This is a genomic window from Paraburkholderia franconis (assembly GCF_009362735.1).
GTDB classification, from domain to species: Bacteria; Pseudomonadota; Gammaproteobacteria; order Burkholderiales; family Burkholderiaceae; genus Paraburkholderia; species Paraburkholderia franconis.
This window is the reverse complement of sequence record NZ_WHNP01000024.1, coordinates 24346-42553: the sequence shown is the minus strand read 5'-3', so window position 1 is coordinate 42553 and position 18208 is coordinate 24346. Positions and strand designations below refer to the sequence as shown.

The 18208-nt window shown below is 65.3% G+C and carries 18 protein-coding genes; 13 read left to right on the top strand and 5 right to left on the bottom strand.

The genetic code is table 11. The features are described from left to right. The first annotated feature begins 209 nt into the window (after positions 1 to 209). The 12 genes from upp to GCT13_RS24085 all read left to right on the top strand — a co-directional run bounded on the left by upp (position 210) and on the right by GCT13_RS24085 (position 10022). Complete coding sequence (gene upp / locus GCT13_RS24140) at positions 210 to 860, top strand: uracil phosphoribosyltransferase (protein ID WP_090864440.1); 651 nt, start codon at positions 210 to 212, stop codon at positions 858 to 860. Between the two features lie 471 nt (positions 861 to 1331). After that, positions 1332 to 2060 carry a YebC/PmpR family DNA-binding transcriptional regulator gene (locus GCT13_RS24135; RefSeq protein WP_152762368.1) on the top strand — a complete coding sequence of 243 codons (729 nt, stop codon included), beginning with the start codon at positions 1332 to 1334 and terminating at the stop codon, positions 2058 to 2060. A gap of 244 nt (positions 2061 to 2304) precedes the next feature. Then, positions 2305 to 3582: a phosphoribosylamine--glycine ligase gene (gene purD / locus GCT13_RS24125; RefSeq protein ID WP_152762364.1), complete on the top strand. Its 1278-nt coding sequence runs from the start codon at positions 2305 to 2307 to the stop codon at positions 3580 to 3582. Between the two features lie 373 nt (positions 3583 to 3955). Continuing rightward, positions 3956 to 4888 (top strand): oxygen-dependent coproporphyrinogen oxidase, encoded by a 933-nt coding sequence (hemF, locus tag GCT13_RS24120; protein WP_152762362.1) that lies wholly within the window; start codon positions 3956 to 3958, stop codon positions 4886 to 4888. A gap of 64 nt (positions 4889 to 4952) precedes the next feature. Further along, positions 4953 to 5690, top strand: coding sequence for a nicotinate-nucleotide adenylyltransferase (locus tag GCT13_RS24115; protein ID WP_152762360.1), 738 nt, complete (start codon positions 4953 to 4955; stop codon positions 5688 to 5690). 3 nt (positions 5691 to 5693) lie between these two features. After that, on the top strand, positions 5694 to 6149 hold the full coding sequence (rsfS, locus tag GCT13_RS24110; protein ID WP_152762358.1) for a ribosome silencing factor: 456 nt from the start codon (positions 5694 to 5696) through the stop codon (positions 6147 to 6149). Positions 6150 to 6223: 74 nt separating this feature from the next. Beyond that, on the top strand, positions 6224 to 6694 hold the full coding sequence (rlmH, locus tag GCT13_RS24105) for a 23S rRNA (pseudouridine(1915)-N(3))-methyltransferase RlmH (protein WP_152762356.1): 471 nt from the start codon (positions 6224 to 6226) through the stop codon (positions 6692 to 6694). Positions 6695 to 6859: 165 nt separating this feature from the next. Then, on the top strand, positions 6860 to 7489 hold the full coding sequence (locus GCT13_RS24100; RefSeq protein WP_152762354.1) for a Maf family protein: 630 nt from the start codon (positions 6860 to 6862) through the stop codon (positions 7487 to 7489). A gap of 7 nt (positions 7490 to 7496) precedes the next feature. Then, positions 7497 to 8966: a ribonuclease G gene (gene rng, locus GCT13_RS24095; protein WP_152762352.1), complete on the top strand. Its 1470-nt coding sequence runs from the start codon at positions 7497 to 7499 to the stop codon at positions 8964 to 8966. 81 nt (positions 8967 to 9047) lie between these two features. Then, positions 9048 to 9272, top strand: coding sequence for a hypothetical protein (locus GCT13_RS24090; RefSeq protein WP_152762350.1), 225 nt, complete (start codon positions 9048 to 9050; stop codon positions 9270 to 9272). A 138-nt stretch (positions 9273 to 9410) separates the two neighbouring features. Continuing rightward, positions 9411 to 9572: a hypothetical protein gene (locus GCT13_RS48530; protein WP_162849242.1), complete on the top strand. Its 162-nt coding sequence runs from the start codon at positions 9411 to 9413 to the stop codon at positions 9570 to 9572. Between the two features lie 153 nt (positions 9573 to 9725). Next, positions 9726 to 10022, top strand: coding sequence for a hypothetical protein (locus tag GCT13_RS24085; RefSeq protein WP_152762348.1), 297 nt, complete (start codon positions 9726 to 9728; stop codon positions 10020 to 10022). Between the two features lie 133 nt (positions 10023 to 10155). Here GCT13_RS24085 and GCT13_RS24080 read toward each other — a convergent pair whose 3' ends face one another. The 5 genes from GCT13_RS24080 to msbA all read right to left on the bottom strand — a co-directional run bounded on the left by GCT13_RS24080 (position 10156) and on the right by msbA (position 17073). Then, complete coding sequence (locus GCT13_RS24080; protein WP_152762346.1) at positions 10156 to 11409, bottom strand: glycosyltransferase; 1254 nt, start codon at positions 11407 to 11409, stop codon at positions 10156 to 10158. Continuing rightward, positions 11406 to 12674 carry an O-antigen ligase family protein gene (locus tag GCT13_RS24075; protein WP_152762344.1) on the bottom strand — a complete coding sequence of 423 codons (1269 nt, stop codon included), beginning with the start codon at positions 12672 to 12674 and terminating at the stop codon, positions 11406 to 11408. Before GCT13_RS24075 ends, GCT13_RS24080 begins: the two co-directional genes overlap by 4 nt. Beyond that, the gene (locus GCT13_RS24070; protein ID WP_152762342.1) at positions 12671 to 13798 is read right to left on the bottom strand and encodes a glycosyltransferase family 9 protein; all 1128 of its coding nucleotides are present in this window, start codon (positions 13796 to 13798) and stop codon (positions 12671 to 12673) included. The genes GCT13_RS24075 and GCT13_RS24070 overlap by 4 nt, the downstream gene beginning before the upstream one ends. Before the next feature lie 263 nt (positions 13799 to 14061). Then, entirely contained in the window at positions 14062 to 15141 is a 1080-nt protein-coding gene (locus GCT13_RS24065) for a glycosyltransferase family 4 protein (RefSeq protein ID WP_152762340.1), read from the bottom strand. A 138-nt stretch (positions 15142 to 15279) separates the two neighbouring features. Further along, positions 15280 to 17073, bottom strand: a complete 1794-nt coding sequence (msbA, locus tag GCT13_RS24060; RefSeq protein ID WP_152762338.1) for a lipid A export permease/ATP-binding protein MsbA — start codon at positions 17071 to 17073, stop codon at positions 15280 to 15282. A gap of 303 nt (positions 17074 to 17376) precedes the next feature. Here msbA and GCT13_RS24055 point away from each other — a divergent pair, with 303 nt between their 5' ends. Next, positions 17377 to 18144 carry a glycosyltransferase family 2 protein gene (locus tag GCT13_RS24055; RefSeq protein WP_152762336.1) on the top strand — a complete coding sequence of 256 codons (768 nt, stop codon included), beginning with the start codon at positions 17377 to 17379 and terminating at the stop codon, positions 18142 to 18144. Positions 18145 to 18208: the final 64 nt, after the last annotated feature.

Here is an 18208-nt window from a genome sequence, read left to right as displayed (position 1 = left end):
TCGGTTCTGCTTCGGTCCGACTTCAATTCCTTTCCACAATCTCCAGTCTCTTTCCGCCACCCTTCCGGTAAACTCGCAGCCATGGCGCACGCGTCCGCCGCCCTCCGTCTCCCTTCGTCTCTCGATGCGGGGCCGCGAAACGGGGCCGCAAACGCCGCGCCGCTCTCCATCGACAGCACAGCCCATTTACCGCCGCGAGGCGCTCCGTCATGACTCAGGACAGCCGTTTCCCCAATCTTTTCATCCTCGATCACCCGCTGATCCAGCACAAGCTGTCGCACATGCGCGACCGCGACACGTCCACGCGGACGTTCCGCGAGCTGCTGCGCGAGATCACGCTGCTGATGGGCTATGAAATCACCCGCAACCTGCCGATGACGACCCGCCGCGTGAGCACGCCGCTCGTCGACATCGACGCGCCCGTGATCGCCGGCAAGAAGCTCGCGATCGTACCCGTGCTGCGCGCGGGCGTCGGCATGTCGGACGGGCTGCTCGAGCTGATCCCGTCGGCGCGAGTCGGCCATATCGGCGTGTATCGCGACGACGCTCACCGTCCCGTCGAGTATCTGGTGCGCCTGCCCGATCTCGAGGACCGCATCTTCATCCTCTGCGATCCGATGGTCGCGACGGGCTACTCGGCCGTGCACGCGATCGACGTGCTGAAGCGCCGCGGCGTCGCGGGCGAGAACATCTCGTTCCTCGCGCTCGTCGCCGCGCCGGAAGGCGTCGAGGTGTTCCAGAATGCGCATCCGGACGTGAAGCTGTACGTCGCGTCGCTCGATTCGCACCTGAACGAGCATGCGTACATCATTCCCGGTCTCGGCGACGCGGGCGACCGGCTGTTCGGCACAAAGAACTGACGAAAGCCACTGGCAAAGCGGCTGACAACAGCCGCTGACGAAAGCGGCCGAAGAAATCGGCTAAGGAAATCAGCTGACGGCGCGCCGACAGACAGCGCCGCGCGGGGCGGCACGGCAAGGACAGACTGGTGCCGCCCCGCGCGAATCCGCATCCTTCCCCTACAGAAGCCGGCCCCCGGCATGATAAAATCGCATTCTGCCCGCTGAACGGGCAGTTCACCCTGCTGGCATCGCTTTGCGGCATTCCTACCCCGGTTTGCGCCTTCACCGGCTACTGTACTGACGACGCCAACTGCGGCGCTTTGGCCGCTTCCGTCGATCCCGCGACGCTTTCACGGCGCCATTCTGGCGCGTTTCAGGGTGCGACCAGACTGACATCGAGGCGCGAGCGCGAATCCGCACCGCCGCCCGAAATCGCAACGACTATTGCACTATGCGTGCGCCCCGCTGGCGCGCGCGACGGAGAAAGGTATGGCGGGTCATTCGAAATGGGCCAACATCAAGCATAAGAAAGCAGCGGCCGACGCCAAGAAAGGCAAGGTCTGGACGCGGCTCATCAAGGAAATCCAGGTCGCGGCCCGCATGGGCGGCGGCGACATCGACTCGAACCCGCGTCTGCGGCTCGCCGTCGACAAGGCGTACGACGCCAACATGCCGAAGGACAACGTCAACCGCGCGATCCAGCGCGGCGTGGGCGGCGTCGACGGCGCGAACTACGAGGAAATCCGCTACGAAGGCTACGGCATCGGCGGCGCGGCCATCATCGTCGACACGATGACGGACAACCGCACCCGCACCGTCGCGGAAGTGCGCCACGCGTTCTCGAAGTTCGGCGGCAACATGGGCACGGACGGCTCGGTGTCGTTCATGTTCGATCACGTCGGCCAGTTCCTGTTCGCGCCCGGCACGCCCGAAGACAAACTGATGGAAGCCGCGCTCGAAGCGGGCGCCGACGACGTCGTCACGAACGACGACGGCAGCATCGAAGTGATCTGCCCGCCGAACGATTTCCCGAAGGTCAAGACCGCGCTCGAAGCCGCGGGCTTCAAGGCGGAAGTCGCGGAAGTGACGATGAAGCCGCAGACGGAAGTCGAGTTCACGGGCGACGACGCCGTCAAGATGCAGAAGCTGCTCGACGCGCTGGAAAATCTGGACGACGTGCAGGAAGTCTATACAAACGCGGCAATCGCCGACGAGTGAGGCCGACGGTGAGCGCGCCGCCCCTGTCCGGGCCGTTGCCGCGCTCCCCGCTCCACTCGCGTTGCACCGGTGCGACACGACGCGCGCACCAACCGCACGGCATCCAGGCGATTTCCGCCACATTGTCCCGCTACGTTGCCTGCATCACAGGTGTGGCGTTCGCGTTGTGCGAAGGTAGAGGCAGATATCCACGGCTCGCGCCGCTGCGCGGGCCGTTCACGATTTTTAGTATTCGGGGAATCACATGAAGTTACTCGTCGTCGGTTCCGGCGGTCGCGAACATGCGCTCGCATGGAAGCTCGCGCAGTCGCCGCGCGTCCAGCTCGTCTATGTCGCGCCGGGCAACGGCGGCACCGCGCAGGACGACCGCCTGCGCAATGTCGGCATCACCGACCCGAACGCGCTCGCCGACTTCGTCGCGCAAGAGCAGATCGCGTTCACGCTGGTCGGTCCGGAACAGCCGCTCGCGGCGGGCATCGTCAACATCTTCCGCGCGCGCGGCCTGAAGATCTTCGGCCCGACGCGCGAGGCGGCGCAGCTCGAAAGCTCGAAGGACTTCGCAAAGGCGTTCATGAAGCGCCATGCGATTCCGACGGCCGAATACGAAACCTTCTCGGACGTCGCGGCCGCGCACGCCTACATCGACGCCAAGGGCGCGCCCATCGTCATCAAGGCCGACGGACTCGCGGCCGGCAAGGGCGTGGTCGTCGCGCAGACGCTGGAAGAAGCGCACGCCGCTGTCGACATGATGCTGTCGGACAACAAGCTCGGCGATGCGGGCGCGCGCGTCGTGATCGAAGAGTTCCTCGCCGGCGAGGAAGCGAGCTTCATCGTGATGGTCGACGGCAAGCACGTGCTGCCACTCGCGTCGAGCCAGGATCACAAGCGCCTGCTCGACGGCGATCAGGGCCCGAACACGGGCGGCATGGGCGCCTACTCGCCCGCGCCCATCGTCACGCCGCAAATGCACGCGCGCGTGATGCGCGAAATCATCCTGCCGACCGTGCGCGGCATGGAACAGGAAGGCATCCGCTTTACGGGCTTCCTGTATGCCGGCCTGATGATCGACGCGCAAGGCAACCCGAAGACACTCGAATTCAACTGCCGGATGGGCGACCCGGAAACGCAGCCGATCATGGCGCGCCTGAAGGGCGACTTCTCGAAGGTCGTCGAAGCCGCGATCGGGGGCACGCTCGATACGGTGGACCTCGAATGGGATCGCCGCACCGCGCTCGGCGTCGTGCTGGCCGCGCATAACTATCCGGATGCGCCGCGCAAGGGCGATTTCATCAGCGGCGTTCCGCCGGAAACTGCGGACGCCGTCACGTTCCACGCGGGCACGACGCTCGCGGACGGCAAGCTGACGACGTCGGGCGGGCGCGTGCTGTGCGTCGTGGGTCTCGCGGATTCGGTGCGCAGCGCGCAGTCGGTCGCGTACGAAGCGATCAATCACATCTCGTTCGATGGCATGCAATATCGCCGCGACATCGGTTATCGCGCGGCCAACCGCAAACACAGCTGAGCCTGCCTGGTCCGGTCCGGCAGGCACACGCTTCACCGGCGCGGCGAACTCGCCTCCACAGCCCTGCGGGGCCGTTCGATTTGGGGTTCGGTCTGGTTCGGTCTGGTTCGGTCTGGTTCGGTTCGGGCCGATTCGGATTCGATTCAGGCCGCTTCTGGCCCTTTCCGGGGCGTCGAGCCGCGCCGGCGCTACACTTGAAGCTGGCAGCGGCATCTGTAAGCGAAAACCGGCTGTGTTCCGCCCGCCCCGGCGACACCAGAGCCACCCGCCGCTGACGGCCTGAGCAAGGCCTGACGAAGACCCAATAAAGGCCTGATGAAGTCCCATTGAATCTCGACTGCGCCAGCGTTTCGACGTGCAGCGCCCCAACCATATGACCGATTCGATTCACGACGCCAACGATGCCCACGCAGTCCGGGCCTGGATGCAAGGTTTGCAGACGAAGATCGCCGACGCGCTCGGCGCGTTCGACGGCACGCCGCTCGCCACCGACAGCTGGCAGCGCGCGCCCGGCGACAAGCTGCGTGGCGGCGGCTGCACGCGCATCCTCGAAGGCGGCCAGTTCTTCGAGCGGGCGGGCATCGGCTTTTCGGACGTGCAAGGCGATGCGCTGCCGGGCTCGGCCAGTGCGCTGCGTCCGCAGTTGACGGGACGCGGCTTCGAAGCGATGGGCGTCTCAATGGTGCTGCATCCACGCAACCCGTACTGCCCGACGGTGCACATGAACGTGCGGCTGCTGGTTGCGACCAAGGCAGGCGAAGCGCCCGTGTTCTGGTTCGGCGGCGGCATGGACCTCACGCCCTACTACGGCTTCGAAGAAGACGCGCGGCACTTTCACCGCGTGTGCCGCGACGCGCTGCAGCCGTATGGCGACGACCTGTACCCGCGCTTCAAGCGCTGGTGCGACGACTACTTTTTTCTGAAGCATCGTAACGAGCCGCGCGGCATCGGCGGGATTTTCTTCGACGATTACGCGGAGCCCGGCTTCGAGCAGTCGTTTGCGATGGTGAAGAGCGTCGGCGACGCGTTCCTGAACGCGTATATGCCCATCATCGAGAAACGCCGCGACATCGCATACGGCGAAGCTGAGCGCGATTTTCAGGCTTACCGGCGCGGCCGCTACGTCGAATTCAACCTCGTGTTCGACCGTGGCACCCTGTTCGGGCTGCAAAGCGGCGGCCGCACCGAGTCGATTCTGATGTCGATGCCGCCCGTCGTGAACTGGCGCTACAACTGGCAGCCCGAGCCGGGCACGCCGGAAGCGCGCCTGTACAGCGATTTTCTCGTGGCGCGCGAGTGGGTCTGACGCGCGCCGCCGCCTCGTTACCCGCTGTGTCACCCGCTCCAACCGACAGGCAAAGGAACTGCAACTGAATCCGACCGCTCAACACGCCGCCTCGAAAGGGGCGCTGCGCCGCCGCATCGGGATACTCGGCGGCACGTTCGATCCGATCCACGACGGCCATCTCGCGCTCGCGCGACGTTTCGCCGACGTGCTGAAGCTGACCGAACTCGTGCTGATGCCGGCTGGGCAGCCATGGCAGAAGGCGGACGTGTCGGCGGCCGAACATCGGCTCGCGATGACGCGTGCCGCGGCTTCGTCGCTGAAGCTGCCGGGCGTGACCGTCAGCGTCGCGACGGATGAAATCCAGCACGACGGCCCCACGTATACGGTCGATACGCTGCAGCGCTGGCGCGAGCGCGAAGGCGCCGATACGTCGATTGCGCTGCTGATCGGCGCAGATCAACTGGTGCGGCTCGATACGTGGCACGACTGGCAGCGCCTCTTCGATTATGCGCATATCGCCGCCGCGACGCGCCCTGGCTTCGACGTGACGGCCGTGCCGCCCGCCGTCGCCGCGACGATCGCGCAACGCGCCGCCAGCGCGCGCATATTGCAGGTGACGCCGTCCGGTCATCTGCTGATCGACACATCGCTGGCCTTCGACGTGTCGGCGACCGACATCCGTGCGCATTTGCGCACATCGCTCGAAAACCACGCGGACACCGCGGCAGGCGCCACGAACGGCACTGCCCTGTCCGCGCAGAGTCATGTCCCCACCGCGGTGTGGGACTATATTGTTCAACATCATCTGTACCACCGGTAAACCATGGATATACGCAAGCTGCAACGCGCAATCGTCGACGGACTCGAAGACGTGAAGGCGCAAGACATTCGGGTGTTCAACACCAGCCACCTGACCGAACTGTTCGACCGCGTGATCGTCGCGAGCGGCACGTCGAACCGGCAGACCAAGGCCCTCGCCTCCAGCGTGCGCGAGAAAGTCAAGGAAGCGGGCGGCGATATCATCAGCACGGAAGGCGAAGACATCGGCGAATGGGTGCTGGTCGATTGCGGCGATGCCGTCGTGCACATCCTGCAACCGGCACTGCGCCAGTACTACAACCTCGAAGAGATCTGGGGCGACAAGCCGGTGCGCGTGAAGCTGTCCGTGCCGAACCCGTTCGGCGGCGCCCGCCCGTCCGAACCGATCGACGATGAAGACGAAGAAGAAGCGCCCGTCGCACGCCCCGCACGCAAGGCGCCCGCACGCCGCCGCTCGTGAGCGCGGCGCGCGCCGTCCGAGCCGTGGGCCACGCTCCCGGCTGCGCACCCATCTGATCCGGCGCTATCCCGACGATGAAACTGCATATCCTCGCTGTCGGCCACAAGATGCCCGACTGGATCGCGACGGGCTTCGACGAATACGCGAAGCGGATGCCGCCCGAGCTGCGCATCGAACTGCGTGAGATCAAGCCCGAGCAACGCTCGTCGGGACGCTCCGCCGAGAGCGTGATGGCTGCCGAGCGGCAGAAGATCGAAGCCGCGCTGCCGAAGAACGCGCGCATCGTTGCGCTCGACGAGCGCGGCAAGGACTGGACCACGATGCAGCTCGCGAACGCGCTGCCCTCGTGGCAGCAGGACGGACGCGACGTCGCGTTTCTGATCGGCGGCGCCGACGGGCTCGACCCCGAACTGAAGGCGCGCGCCGACATGATGCTGCGCGTGTCGAGCCTCACGCTGCCGCATGCGATGGTCCGCGTGCTGCTTGCCGAACAGTTGTATCGCGCGTGGACCATCACGCAGAATCATCCTTATCATCGGGCCTGAACCTCGGGTCTGAACATGCCGGTCATCTTCCGGCCGCGCATCGGCGGGCGCAACCTGGCCGAACGGCCAGGTGCGCGGCGCCCGCCTCGTCTGGTACGCTCACCACCTGTCGTCCGCTTCGCGTTGCCTAAGCTGCGCCCTTCTCTTTCTATTGAATACCGATCCATGTCCACTTCGTCCGCGGCTGCCTGGCCGTTCGTCTATCTCGCGTCGCAAAGCCCGCGCCGTCAGGAACTGCTGACCCAGCTCGGCGTGCGCTTCGAACTGCTGCTGCCGCGTCCCGATGAAGATGCCGAAGCGCTCGAAGCCGAACTGCCCGGCGAGCGCGCGCACGACTACGTGATGCGCGTGTGCATTGCGAAGGCGCAGGCGGCACGCGCGCGGCTGGTGGCGGGAAGTCATGCGAACGCACCCGTCCTCGTTGCCGATACAACCGTCACGATCGACGATGCGATTCTCGGCAAGCCTGTCGATGCCGACGACGCCGTGGCGATGCTCGCGCGTCTCGCCGGCCGCGATCATGAGGTGCTGACGGCCGTTGCCGTCGTCGATGCGCAGGGCGAATTGCTGACGCCCGCGCTGTCGGTATCGCGCGTGCGATTTGCTGCGGTGCAAAGCAATGCGCTGCGGCGCTATGCGGCCAGCGGCGAGCCGCTCGGCAAGGCAGGCGCGTATGGCATTCAGGGGCGTGCGGCGGAGTTCATCGAGCATATCGACGGGTCCTATTCAGGTATCATGGGTTTGCCATTGTTTGAAACCGCTGCCCTTCTGCGCGCGGCGCGCATCGACTTCTAACAACACCATGAACGAAGAAATCCTGATTAACGTCACGCCACAGGAGACGCGCGTCGCGTTGGTCCAGCAGGGCGCAGTGCAGGAGCTTCATGTCGAACGCACGCTGTCGCGCGGGCGGGTCGGCAACGTCTATCTCGGCAAGGTCGTGCGCGTGCTGCCGGGCATGCAGTCGGCGTTCATCGATATCGGTCTGGAGCGTGCCGCGTTCCTGCATGTCGCCGATATCTGGCATCCGCGGCTCGCGGGCGAAACGCAGCAACCGGTGCCGCATCAGCCCATCGAGAAGATCGTCTTCGAAGGGCAGACGCTGATGGTCCAGGTCGTCAAGGACCCGATCGGCACCAAGGGCGCGCGGCTTTCCACGCAAGTGAGCATCGCGGGACGCACGCTCGTCTATCTGCCGCAAGAGCCGCACATCGGCATCTCGCAGAAGATCGAGAGCGAAGCGGAGCGCGAGGCCGTGCGAGCGCGGCTCACATCGGTGCTGCCCGTCGACGAGAAAGGCGGCTACATCGTGCGCACCATCGCCGAAGACGCAACGAGCGAAGAGCTCGCCGCCGATGTCGCGTATCTGCGCAAGACGTGGGCGACGATACTCTCGCAGGCGCAGCGCATGCCGGCCACGAGCCTGCTCTATCAAGACCTGAATCTCGCGCAGCGCGTGCTGCGCGACTTCGTCAACGATGAGACCACGCGCATTCAGGTGGACTCGCGCGAGACGTATCAGATGCTTTCGGAGTTCGCGGCGGAGTTCACACCGGCCGTGTCGTCGAAGCTGCATCACTACACCGGCGAGCGCCCGCTTTTCGATCTCTACAACATCGAAACGGAAATCCAGCGTGCGCTGTCGCGGCGCGTCGATCTGAAGTCGGGCGGCTATCTCGTGATCGACCAGACGGAAGCGATGACGACCATCGACGTCAACACGGGCGGCTACGTCGGCGCGCGCAATTTCGACGATACGATCTTCAAGACCAACCTCGAAGCGGCGCACACGATTGCTCGTCAACTGCGGCTGCGCAACCTGGGCGGTGTGATCATCATCGACTTCATCGATATGGAAAACGCCGAGCATCGCGACCAGGTGCTCAACGAACTGAAGAAGGCGCTCGCGCGCGACCGCACGCGCGTGACAGTCAATGGGTTCTCGCAGCTCGGGCTCGTCGAGATGACGAGAAAACGCACGCGCGAATCGCTCGCGCACGTGCTGTGCGAGCCGTGTCCTGTCTGCCAGGGCAAAGGCCAGGTGAAGACGGCGCGCACCGTCTGTTACGACGTGCTGCGCGAAATCCTGCGCGAGTCGCGCCAGTTCAATCCGCGCGAGTTTCGCGTGGTGGCGTCGCAGCAGGTCATCGATCTGTTCCTCGAGGAAGAATCCCAGCATCTGGCGATGCTGATCGATTTCATCGGCAAGCCGGTGTCGTTGCAGGTCGAGTCGAATTTGAGCCAGGAGCAGTACGACATTGTGCTGATGTAACGCATCGCCCTTCCCATTTCGCTCCCCCTCGCGTGGCACAGCAATTGCTCTGACGCACTGACACCACGCGCGGGAGGCGACATGCACACAGAACAATTCGAATACACGGACGACCCAGAACCCTTGCCAGAGGCCCGCTACGACAGGCTTCGCGGGGCACCGCCCGACAATGCCCCGACGCTGACGAAGCGCTCGGTGGCCGGCATTTTCGCGTTCGGCGTCGCGTGGCTGTTCGGCCTCGAAGCGCTCTTTTCCGACGATGAAGATCGTTCCGCCGATGCGCGTCGCATTGACGGGCGATACTGAATTTCAATGGATTCCGTGTAGGCGTTACAAAGATTGATCGGGGACGGCATCGAGGAAAGCGTGGACTGGGCATCAACCGCCCTGTTCTAACAAATCAACTAGACTTCCCGTATGCAGTTGCAATAGACGGAGGCTGCCATGGCTGAATCAATGGTAAGCATCGTGGTCGGCATCGTCGTGCTGGCCGTCATCGCGACGCTGCTATCGCATCAGTGGCGGCGCGATCACCCTCTTCGCGACAGGATGTTGGGCCGCTTCGACGGGCATCGCTGGTGGGAACGGATGCGGCATCGGCACTGATCCCGCAGTCGCTGAACATCCATGCCGCGCCATTCGCGCTGAACCATTCGACATCACCGCGCCGCGCACCGCGGCGCATGACACGCGGCGCAGCGTCAGTCTCGCCCGTTACCCACAGGCCAATCGACGCGCCCGCCCTGCACGGAGGCAATCATGTCCGACGACGCCGTAATCCTGCGTTGGCAGACGGTCGAATACGAAGGCTTCGAGATTCACGTCGCGCCGTCCCCGAAGGATGGGAGCGAGCGCTACACGTACATCGGCTATGTGTGCCACCCCGGTGCGGACCCGAAACTGCCCGGCCATACGGTGCCGTTTCACGCGGATGGCGAGGAGTCGTTCAAGACGCTCGACGATGCGACGTATGAAGCCGTGCACGTCGGCAAGAGCATCGTCGAAGGGACGCATCCGGATCTGTCGGTGTTATCGCTAGTGACGAGCGGCGTGTAGAGCGCCTGGCCAACGAGGCGCACGTCACCGGAGGGAGCGCGATCATTGCGTGCTTCGCATAGGCGCATGCGCGCGTGCACGCATGCGCCCAGCGCGACGCAATCGCAGCGTCCGCTGATCATCGCGCCGGCCTTTACTTCATCCCGCGAAGCCGCCGCACGAGTTGCAGCATGCGTCGGCTTGCGTTTTCCGGCGCAAACGACGCCACTTTCCTGTTGGCGTTTTCGATCTGCACCCGGCGCGCAGCGCTGTCCTTCAGCAGGCGCTCGATCGCCGCCGCCATCGCGCCGACGTCGCCTGGCGGCACGAGCAGACCCGCATCGCCGCCGTCTAAAAGATCACGCGGCCCCGTCGGACAATCGGCGGAAATCACGGGCGTGCCGATCGCCATCGCTTCGCCCAGCACCATCGGACAGCCTTCGTAGCGGCTGCTCAGGACCAGCATCTCCGCGCGTCGTATGTACGGGAACGGATTCGCGCGAAACCCGAGGAACTGCGCGTGAGCGCCGATGCCCAGTTCGGCCGCGAGCTGCTCCAGCTTCGCGCGGTCGCGGCCTTCGCCGATCAGCACGAGATCGATCGGCGTCGCGGCGCGTCGGCGGACTTCGGCGAACGCGCGCAGCAGCGTCGAGTTATCCTTTTGCCCCTCGTCGAGCCTTGCCACCGACACGATGTACGGATTCGCCGGATAGTCGACGCTCGCCGTCGCGTCGCGCCGGATTCGCGCGATGTCGATCACGTTGGGCAACTCGACCAGGTTCAGCCGGTCGCTGCCGAACAGCGACTCGGCTTCACGCGCCATGGCCGGCGTGATCATGGCGACGGCGGCATAGCGCCGGTACTGGTTCATCCGTCGCGCGAGAAAGCGCGCGCCACGGTTGCCGATGCGGGTCGCGAGACTGAAGTGGCTCACGCCGACCACGGGCACGTCGCAGCGGCCGGCCAGATGGCGCAGCGAAAAATCGTAGTCGCAGACGATGTCGAAGCTTCGCGCGATACGCGTGAAGCGGCGCGCGGCCAGCGGCCTGACGACGCCATACGTCAGCAGCTTGTGATAGAGCTTCTTCGCGCCCTTGAGCTTGCGCTTGCGTGCGATCAGATGCGTGCCGTGCATCCAGCCCGGCTCCGCCAGCACGTAGACGGGGACATCGGCGGGAATCGAATGGGCCTGCCAGAACGCGAGATCGTCGGTCGGATACGCAACCGAGACGGCCGGCGCGAAATGCCGTCTGTCCAACGCATTGAGCCACGCGAGCAACGACGTTTCCGTACCGCCTTTGCCGAAGTCGTTGATGTGGAACAGGATGCGCAACGGCGCGCCGTCGGCTTCGCGCACGTGCGCGTGGCGGTCGGCAACGGGTTTGCGGGACTCGCGGCGGAGCGTCATGACATCACCTTGCGCGTTTCGCGGCTGCGCTCGCCGATTCCCAGCAGCAGACCGGAGAAGCACCAGAAAGCGAGAATTGTCGTTTGCCACATGAAGTCGTCCGTCAGGTTCTTCGCGAGCATGCCCGCGACGAGCGCAACACCCGCTGCGCTGACGAGCGGCTCGACGTGACGCAAGTTCCAGAAGCGCGCGACGAGCGCAAGCAGCAGCACGGATTGCAGCGCGAGGCCGATGATCCCCGTCTGCAGCCACGTGTTGATGAACAGATTATGCGCATGCGTCAGCGCCTGAGGCTCGAGCGTCAGCAGGCTCGCGGGCATCTGGTTCCGATAGGCGATGCCCGGAAGCGGCTTGCCGAAACCGATGCCCGTCCACGTATGCTCCGCGCCCACACGCTCGTAGAACGTCCACAGCTTGGGACGCGTATCGTTCGACACCGTGTCGCCGATTCCCGCCAGCGCGGGCGGCAGGTAGATCTGATGTCCGCCGATGTGGAAGTCGCCTTGCGCCGGACGCGGCGCCGCGTCGCCGTAGCGCAGCCGCGCGCTCAGTTCGAGGCTTCCGAGCGCCGCGGCGGCCGCGATGACGCACACCACGCCCGCGATCAACATCCGCTTGCGGTAGAACGGAAACAGCGCGACCAGCAGCGTGATCGCCGCGGCGGGCCAGAAGAAACGATTGAGCGTGGCGAGCCCGACGAACAGGCACAGGATGAGCCCCGTCATACCGGCTGCCCGCCACCGCGCGCGCAGCATCACGCCGGAGAAGAGCGGCATCGCGAACACGGCCAGCGTGCTCGTATGGCCGACGCGGTTGTAGTAGTGAAGCAGGAACGTATCGGCCGTCGGCGGCTGCAGATGGCCCCAGTTGACGATGCTCGTGAGCGCCAGCAACGCGGCGGCAATCCACGTGACGGCGACGAAGGAGGTCGGCCACTGCGTGCGGCTGCCGACGACCCAGAAGCCGAGAAAGGCGACAAACGGATAGAGAATCTCGTCGAACCACTGATGCAGGCTGACGGGCTGCGCGCGCGACCACACGACGGCAGCCAGCGCCCATGCGGCCCACGCACAGATCGGCACGACGAGCGGCCAGCGGCGCAGCGCCGGCGTATCCGATGCGAACGCAGCGCACAGCGTACCGATAGCCAGCAGCGCGAGACCGTTATAGACGATCGCGGTCATGTGTCCGAACATGACCGCAAACAGGATGATCGGGCAGGCAACCCAAAGCACGCGCTCTCCGCGCGCCGCCAAGTTTTTCATGAGACTCCCAGTGCATCGCTCAACGCCCGGCAGACGGAATCGACTGTCAGGCGACCCATACAGGCAGCGTGATCGCCGTGCCAGTCGACGCAAGTCTCGGCGTTGCGGTCGCAACGGCGGACCCACGGCACCTCGCGGCGAAAAATAAACGGCTCGTCACGGCACGGCATATCGGCGATCGTGACGGGTACGAACGGCACGTCGCTCCAGTATTGACCGGCGCCGTGAATCAGCGCATTGCCGGGACCGAAGAGCGCAATCGTCGGCACGCCGACGAGGCGTCCCAGATGCGCGACGCCCGTATCGGGACACACCACCGCACGTGCGCCGGCAAACAGATGCCACAGTTCGCCGAGCCCGAGCCGCCCCGCCAGATTCGGATGCCCCGGATCGGGATCGATGCGGCGAATCAGATCGGTTTCGCCGGGGCCGCCGCTCCATACGGGCATGTATCCGAGGCCGGCAACGTATTCGGCGACTTCGCGCCAGCGCGCGTCCGGCCAGCGCTTGACGGCCGTGCTCGCGCCCGGATGCAGCACGACATACGGCCGTTGCGTCAGCCGTTCGTCCAACACGGCTGAAGCGGCGGGCGCCGGCCAATCCTGAGTCCGGTAGCGACGCGGCGACTCGCCGTCCACCAGTTCCGTCGCGAGGTCGGCCCACGCGGCCGGCTTCGACGGATACGGAATGTGTTCGTTGACGGGCCAGTTCTTCCATGCAGGCACATCGGCTGCATGCGCAACAATCCAGCGGCAGCCCGCGCCGAGCGCAAGCCAGCTGTGCCGGTTGTCGCCCGCGACGATGCCCAGATCGTACGGGCCCGAGCGCAACACGTGCTGCACCGTCGGCAGATCGCGCGGATCGAACGGCAAGGCCGTGACGTCGAACGGCCGCGCGGCATACAGCGGCACGATCGGCTTCGGGCACGCGAGCACGATATCCGCCTGCGGATACTGCGCGCGCAGCTTCGCCAGCAACGGCGTGAGCAGCAGCGTATCGCCGAGCAGCAGATGGTGGGCAATCAGGATGCGCGCGGGTGCGGCGGGCTTGCGGCGCAATGGCTTGAGCGCGAGCCGCGGAACGGCGCGCGCAAAGATTCGGATACGTCCGGACAGTCGACTCATTGGGTGATCGCCGCGTTGGCCCTCTCCAGCGATTCCCGTCTGCTGCTCACTTTGATGACAGCAGGCCGCTCTTTTCTCATACAAAACATTTCCGACGGTGTCATCTCTGATGCCCGCTGATACGTGAGCGCAACTTATCGCAAAAAAGGCGCGCAATGACTTCCGTTGCCCGTCACCCGAAACACGCGATCGTTCGACGAATAATCTGCATCAGAAGCGCCTGATTTTACCATGTGGCCCTCCAATCGCAGTCTGGCAAACGGCTAGCGGGCGCGGCTCACGCGCTGCGCCAGCTTCAACAGCGTCGCGACGTGAGCCGCCACGCTCGTGTCGTAAAGCACGGAGCCGGCGGGCACGCGCGGGCCGGCAGCGGCATGCGCTTCGGCCGATGACGTCTTCACCGCGCGCTCGATCGCCGCCCGCAACGCGGCCACGTCGCCGTGTGCAAAGACGAACTTCGCCTGTCCGGCAATTGCCGAACAGCAGCCGATCGTCGACGGGAAGATGACGGGCGTACCGCACATCACCGACTCGACGCCGACCAGTCCGAAAGGCTCGTATTCGGATGCGAGGATCGTGAAGTCCGCGGCACGGTAGCAGTCTTCGATTTCACGCACGTAGCCGATATGGCGGATGCGCTCTGCCGGCCTGTCGAGCGGCCGGCCCGCGACGGCGACGACCACGCGCGGATCGATGTCGCGCAGCGCGGCTTCGATCAGCGGCAAGCCCTTGCGCTGATGGCTGCTCGACGGAAACAGCAGCACGATTTCATTGTCGGCAAAGCCGTAGCGCTTGCGCAGCGCGGCGCGCGTCACGGCGTCGACGGGCGTGAACCGCGCTCCGTCGACAGGCGGATAGAGCACTTCAATTTTCGCTTCATCCACGCCGTACAGCTCGATCAGCTCGTCGCGCATCAGGTCGGAATGCGCGACGATCACCGCAGAGCGTTCGTACTGGCGCTTTTCGAGTTCGATCTGCCGCTGGTCGGAACGCTTCGCCGGGCGGCGCGTCGCCCGCAGAAAGCCGATGTGCGTGCCGCCGCAAATCGCGATATCGGAAGAATCGACGCGGTTGCAGCCGATCAGCACGTCGACGCCCGCCGCGCGTCGCGCCCTGCGCAGACGGGCCGAAAACCATACGTCGCGCCATTTGCCCGGCAGAAACGACACGGGGATTCGATGACGCTCGACGAGCCCGCTCTCCGGCACCGTCATGTCGAAGTGCCGCGCGAAGAACGCAGGCTCGATGCCGATGCCCGCGAATCCGCGCACGAGGTCCATCGCATAGCGTTCGAGGCCGCCGCTGTACTTGAGCGCGTTGGCGGAGATTCCGATTTTTAGCATTGAAGGGGCTTTGCCGGAGCGTCGATCGAACGGGCATGAAGGCCGCGCGTGCGGTGCGAAGGCGGCACATTGGCGGCGGAGGGCGCGAACGGGACGATTCGCCGCGCCGCGCGGTCAGCGATGCGCGCTCGCATCCGCTCACGCCGCATGCTGCTGAAACTGGATCCGATGCAGATGCGCGTACAGCCCGTTTTGCGCGAGCAGTTCGCGATGACTGCCGCGCTCGACGATACGCCCCGCGTCGAGCACGAGAATGCGGTCCGCGCGTTCGATGGTCGACAGGCGGTGCGCGATCACGAGCGTCGTGCGGCCCTTCATCAGCGTTTCGAGCGCCGCCTGCACATGACGCTCGGATTCGGAATCGAGCGCGGACGTGGCTTCGTCGAGAATCAGGATGGGCGCGTCCTTGTAGACGGCGCGCGCGATCGCGAGCCGCTGGCGCTGGCCGCCCGACAGCATCATGCCGTTGTCGCCGATCAGCGTGTCGATGCCGTTCGGCATCGCGGCCACCGTGTCCCACAGATTGGCCGCGTGCAACGCCGCTCTCACGCGCTCGGCGTCGGCCGCCTGGCCATACGCGACGTTGTTCGCGATCGTGTCGTTGAACAGCACGACGTCCTGGCTCACCATCGCGATCTGGCTGCGCAGCTCGTGAATGCCGTACTCGGGCAGCGCGACGCCGTCGACGAGAACCTCGCCGCCGCTCGGATCGAAGAAGCGCGGCAGCAGGTTCACGAGCGTCGTCTTGCCGCTGCCCGACGGGCCCGCCAGCGCGACCATCTCGCCCGGCGCGACCTTGAACGACACGGTATCGAGCGTCTGTCGCTGCATCGGGCCGCTCGCGCCGTACATGAACGACACGTCGCGGAATTCGACCTCGCCCGTCGCCCGCTCCAGCTTGCGCCCGCCGCCTTCCGGCTCCGACGGCTCGTCGATCAGCCCGAAGATCAGCTCGGCCGCCGTCATGCCGCGTTGCAGCGGCTGGTTCACGTCCATCAGGTGCTTGAGGGGCGAAATGATCAGCAGCATCGACGTGACGAACGCGACGAAGCCGCCGACCGTCGTCTGATCGTGCGACGACTGCACGACGGCAATCGTGATCACGACGGCGAGCGCGATCGACGCGAGGAACTGCGTGAGCGGCTGCGCGAGACCGCCCGACACCGTCATGCGCATCGAGTAGCCGCGCAGGCGCTTGCTCATCTGCGTGAAGCGGTCGATTTCGTACTGCTCGCCGTTGTGGACCTTGACGACCTTGTAGCCGCCCACCGTCTCCTCGACGATGTACGACAGCTCGTTCGTGAGCGTCTGGTGCTCGCGGTTCAGCCGCCGCAGCCGCCGGTTGATCTTGCCAACGAGCCAACCGATGCCCGGCAGCAGCACCGCGACGATCAACGTCAGGCGCCAGTTCAGATAGAACAGATAGCCGAGCAGGAACACGACCGTCAGTGAATCGCGCACGAGCGTGACCATCACGCCCGTCAACACGTTCAGGATCTGGTTCACCTCGAAGACGATCGCGTTGATCACCGTGCTCGCTGTCTCGCGCTGAAAGAACGCGACGCTGCCGTGGATCATCCGGTTGAACATCGTGAGCCGCAGCTCGAGCAGAATCCGGTTCGATACATACGACAGCAGATAGCCCGACGCGTACTGCGCGATCCCGCGCACGAGCGCGAGGCCGATCACGGCAAGCGGCACGTACCATTTCGCGCTGTCGCTGCCGTGCGCGCCGAAGCCATGATCGAGCAGCGGCTTGAGCAGCGCGGGAATGCCGGCCTCGGTGGCGGCGACGGCGCCCATCGTCGCGATGGCGGCGATGACGGTCCAGATGAGCGGCTTCACATACGGCCACAGACGGCGCAGCACGACGACTGACGACGATACTTCACCCGAGCCGATGGGCTTGCTTAACGTTGGCTTGGCGCTCAAAAGATCCCCTGGAAATGCGGACGCGCTTCGCGGCGTCCATGAACCGCCCTCGGGCGGATTTGCAAATGCGACATTGTAAACCGTCCGGGTTGCTGTCCCGGATCGGCCGAATGGCGGTAAAAGCCCGCGTTGGCGGATTGGCTGGGTCGTCGTGCCTGGGGTTGGGCTTTTCGGTAGCGCGGGCTGTGCTGTGCCGTGCCGTGCGCAGTGCTGTGTATACTTGCGCAACTTTCGCTGGGCTCTGGCGGCACTTCAGCAGCAGAGCGCGCGCGGCGTCCGCCTTCCTTCCCGCTTTCGACTCGCATGACACAACCCACGCTCGGCGTCGCCATCATCACGAAGAATGCCGCGCGCAGGCTCGACGAATGCCTGCGAGCCGTCGCGTTCGCCGACGAGATCGTCGTCGTCGACAGCGGCAGCACCGACGGCACGGTCGAGATCGCCCGCGCTCATCGCGCCCGCGTGCTCACACACGACGACTGGCCGGGTTTCGGCCCGCAGAAGAACCGCGCCGTCGACGCGCTCACTACGACATGGGTCCTGTCGATCGACGCCGACGAAATCGTGACGCCCGAACTGGCCGTCTCGATCGCCAGCGCACTGGCCGCGCCCGCCGCTGATGTCTACGCTGTCGACCGGCTGTCGGCGTTCTGCGGTCACTGGGTGCGTCACAGCGGCTGGTATCCGGACTGGATTCCGCGCCTCTTCAAACAAGGCGCCGCGCGCTTTTCCGACGATCTCGTGCACGAGCGGCTCGTGTTCGACGCGCCCGCGAAGCGCCTCGAGGGCAAGCTGATGCATCACTCGTACGAAGACTTCGAGACAGTGTTGCGCAAGCTCGACGCGTATTCGACGCTGGGCGCGCAGCAGCGTCACGCGGCCGGCCAGCGCGGCAGCTTCGGCAAGGCCGTCGCAAGAGGCGCGTGGGCGTTCGTGCGGACGTACCTTCTGCGGCGCGGGTTTCTCGATGGGCGCGCCGGCTTCATGATCGCGATGTTCAATGCGGAGACCGTGTACTACCGGTTCGTGAAGCTCGCGCAGTTGGGGCGCAAGGACGCTTCGGGCCGGTGAACGAAGCCGAGGCCCGCCCGCGCGAGCCGGCGTCTCTCTCGCTCGATTACCCGATCGATCATTC

What these genes read in the sequence shown, in the direction of transcription:
- upp (WP_090864440.1), top strand. Translation starts at nt 210, where the DNA reads ATGACTCAGGACAGCCGTTTCCCCAATCTTTTCATCCTCGATCACCCG.
- GCT13_RS24135 (WP_152762368.1), top strand. Translation starts at nt 1,332, where the DNA reads ATGGCGGGTCATTCGAAATGGGCCAACATCAAGCATAAGAAAGCAGCG.
- purD (WP_152762364.1), top strand. Translation starts at nt 2,305, where the DNA reads ATGAAGTTACTCGTCGTCGGTTCCGGCGGTCGCGAACATGCGCTCGCA.
- hemF (WP_152762362.1), top strand. Translation starts at nt 3,956, where the DNA reads ATGACCGATTCGATTCACGACGCCAACGATGCCCACGCAGTCCGGGCC.
- rsfS (WP_152762358.1), top strand. Translation starts at nt 5,694, where the DNA reads ATGGATATACGCAAGCTGCAACGCGCAATCGTCGACGGACTCGAAGAC.
- rlmH (WP_152762356.1), top strand. Translation starts at nt 6,224, where the DNA reads ATGAAACTGCATATCCTCGCTGTCGGCCACAAGATGCCCGACTGGATC.
- GCT13_RS24100 (WP_152762354.1), top strand. Translation starts at nt 6,860, where the DNA reads ATGTCCACTTCGTCCGCGGCTGCCTGGCCGTTCGTCTATCTCGCGTCG.
- rng (WP_152762352.1), top strand. Translation starts at nt 7,497, where the DNA reads ATGAACGAAGAAATCCTGATTAACGTCACGCCACAGGAGACGCGCGTC.
- GCT13_RS24090 (WP_152762350.1), top strand. Translation starts at nt 9,048, where the DNA reads ATGCACACAGAACAATTCGAATACACGGACGACCCAGAACCCTTGCCA.
- GCT13_RS48530 (WP_162849242.1), top strand. Translation starts at nt 9,411, where the DNA reads ATGGCTGAATCAATGGTAAGCATCGTGGTCGGCATCGTCGTGCTGGCC.
- GCT13_RS24085 (WP_152762348.1), top strand. Translation starts at nt 9,726, where the DNA reads ATGTCCGACGACGCCGTAATCCTGCGTTGGCAGACGGTCGAATACGAA.
- GCT13_RS24080 (WP_152762346.1), bottom strand. Translation starts at nt 11,409, where the DNA reads ATGACGCTCCGCCGCGAGTCCCGCAAACCCGTTGCCGACCGCCACGCG.
- GCT13_RS24075 (WP_152762344.1), bottom strand. Translation starts at nt 12,674, where the DNA reads ATGAAAAACTTGGCGGCGCGCGGAGAGCGCGTGCTTTGGGTTGCCTGC.
- GCT13_RS24070 (WP_152762342.1), bottom strand. Translation starts at nt 13,798, where the DNA reads ATGAGTCGACTGTCCGGACGTATCCGAATCTTTGCGCGCGCCGTTCCG.
- GCT13_RS24065 (WP_152762340.1), bottom strand. Translation starts at nt 15,141, where the DNA reads ATGCTAAAAATCGGAATCTCCGCCAACGCGCTCAAGTACAGCGGCGGC.
- GCT13_RS24055 (WP_152762336.1), top strand. Translation starts at nt 17,377, where the DNA reads ATGACACAACCCACGCTCGGCGTCGCCATCATCACGAAGAATGCCGCG.